The sequence below is a fragment of the Mesorhizobium sp. M7A.F.Ca.US.005.03.2.1 genome (genome assembly GCF_003997795.1).
Classification (GTDB): domain Bacteria; phylum Pseudomonadota; class Alphaproteobacteria; order Rhizobiales; family Rhizobiaceae; genus Mesorhizobium; species Mesorhizobium ciceri.
The window spans coordinates 1-1,842 of the sequence record NZ_RZRP01001066.1; the positions used below are offsets into that span (position 1 = coordinate 1).

The 1,842-nt window shown below is 62.9% G+C and carries 4 protein-coding genes; 3 read left to right on the top strand and 1 reads right to left on the bottom strand.

All coding sequences use genetic code 11. The features are described 5' to 3' along the window. Positions 1–208, top strand: a 208-nt coding sequence (locus EN991_RS34620; protein ID WP_281058841.1) for a hotdog domain-containing protein, incomplete at its 5' end; no start/stop codon positions are given. Between the two features lie 116 nt (positions 209–324). After that, complete coding sequence (locus EN991_RS34625) at positions 325–528, top strand: hypothetical protein (RefSeq protein ID WP_081714341.1); 204 nt, start codon at positions 325–327, stop codon at positions 526–528. 151 nt (positions 529–679) lie between these two features. On the opposite strand, the gene EN991_RS34630 is transcribed toward EN991_RS34625, so the two are convergent. Beyond that, positions 680–1,048 carry a helix-turn-helix domain-containing protein gene (locus EN991_RS34630; protein ID WP_024504168.1) on the bottom strand — a complete coding sequence of 123 codons (369 nt, stop codon included), beginning with the start codon at positions 1,046–1,048 and terminating at the stop codon, positions 680–682. An 89-nt stretch (positions 1,049–1,137) separates the two neighbouring features. Between EN991_RS34630 and EN991_RS34635 the strand changes: the two genes are divergently transcribed. Further along, positions 1,138–1,743, top strand: coding sequence for an NADPH-dependent FMN reductase (locus EN991_RS34635; protein ID WP_013530052.1), 606 nt, complete (start codon positions 1,138–1,140; stop codon positions 1,741–1,743). The last annotated feature ends 99 nt before the right edge of the window (positions 1,744–1,842 follow it).

Genomic DNA, 1,842 nt, shown 5'->3' on the forward strand with positions numbered 1-1,842 from the left:
GTCGTACGCCAAGCCGATGAAGATCGGCGACACGCTGTGCATTTACACCCATGTCGAGCGCGTCGGCCGCACTTCGATGACGCTCAAGGTCGAGGCCTGGGCGCAGCGCTACCTCTCCGACCTGATGGAGAAGGTCACCCATGCCGATTTCGTCATGGTGGCGCTGGATGGCGAGGGCAAGCCGAAAGCGGTTCCCGCCGAAGGCTGAGGCAAGCCGTTTCTCCCAGGCTTGGTCATTTGTAACAGCGCCCGTGCGGGAGGCGCTTTTCGTGACATCCAACGGTTGCCTCCATGCCCGATCCTGCTGCAATCGGAGGAGAGACAATGCGTCAACATCTGCTGAACGGTTGGCTCGTGGCGGCCCTGGTCGCGACGACCTGCCTGCTCGGCGTGACCGCTTACGCGGAGGTGAAGGAAGACATCTCGCGCGTCGCCTGCACGCGTGGAGGACAGGCTCCTGGCGAGCGGGGCGCACGGTGTGATACCTGTGCCGCCGCGCGATGCGATGTGCGCGCATCAGGAGCCTGAGCGGCAGCCGTCAGGGGACCGCATGAGCGGCAATCCGCCAGCCAAACCGGCGCGTGCATTCGGTTCAACGATCCGCGCAGCCGAGATAGAATTTCCGATCAGACAAGCCGGATGTTGCGTGCGGGGCTGAATCCCTTGCGGCGAAAGGGTTTCAGACGCGGGCGCCGTCGAATTTTTCGCGCGCCGCCTTGACGCGCATGGTGTTGGCGCGCGCCCATTCGCTCAGTGCGCTGACGGGGATCAGCAGCTCGTGGCCGAGCTCGGTCAGCTCATAATCGACGCGCGGCGGAATGGTTGGAAACACGGTGCGGGTGACGAAGCCGTCACGCTCCAGCCCGCGCAAGGTGGTGGTCAGCATCTTCTGCGAGATGCCGCCGACGGCTGCGCGCAATTCGTTGAAACGCAGCGGTCCGTCGCCCAGCTTGCCGACGACCAGAACGGTCCATTTGTCGCCGACGCGCTGCAGGATTTCCGAGATGGCGCGGCAGTCTTCGGAGCGGTGTGGGTGCCTCGGTAACAAAAAAGTGCCTTCTTGTGCATCGCGTTTGCAGTATCTCATATAGCGCAGGTATCCAAATGATACCAGTACTTCGTGCAAGGAGAGCCCTTATGTCCAAACCCAAAATTGCCATCGTCGTCGGATCGACGCGCGCCGCTCGTTTCGCCGATGTGCCAACCCAGTGGATCGCCAAGATCGCCAAGTCGCATGCCGACATCGATGTCGAGATCGTCGACCTTCGCGACTTCCCGCTGCCGTTCTTCGACGAGGTCGCATCCTCCGCATGGGCGCCGTCGCAGAACGAAGTGGCACAGCGCTGGCAGAAGAAGGTCGCCGAATTCGACGGCTTCATCTTCACCGCCGCCGAATACAATCATGGCCCGACGGCGGTGCTGAAGAATGCCATCGACTACGCCGCCAATGAATGGAACAAGAAGCCGGCCGGCTTCGTCGGCTATGGCAGCGTCGGTGGCGCTCGCGCCGTCGAACAGCTCCGCCTTCATGCCGTCGAATTGCAGATGGCGCCGGTCAAGTCGGCCGTCCATATCGCCTGGGGCGATTTCCTCGCCGTGCGCCAGGGCGAGAAGAAGCTGGAAGACCTCGAGCATCTGAACCAGGCCGCCACGGCGCTGGTCAACGACGTTGCGTGGTGGGCCAAGGTGCTCAAGGCAGCGCGTCAGGCCGACGCCGTCGCCGAGGAAGTCAAGGCGGCCTGACCGCCGGTTCGAATTATCCTCCCAAGGATCCGGGGCGGCGCTTGCGCCGCCCTTTTTCAATTATAACGGCTCAAACCGAAAGCTGGCGCCGGATCGGAC

Excerpts from the sequence above, each read along its gene's own strand:
- EN991_RS34635 (WP_013530052.1), top strand. The coding sequence starts at position 1,138 with ATGTCCAAACCCAAAATTGCCATCGTCGTCGGATCGACGCGCGCCGCT.
- EN991_RS34625 (WP_081714341.1), top strand. The coding sequence starts at position 325 with ATGCGTCAACATCTGCTGAACGGTTGGCTCGTGGCGGCCCTGGTCGCG.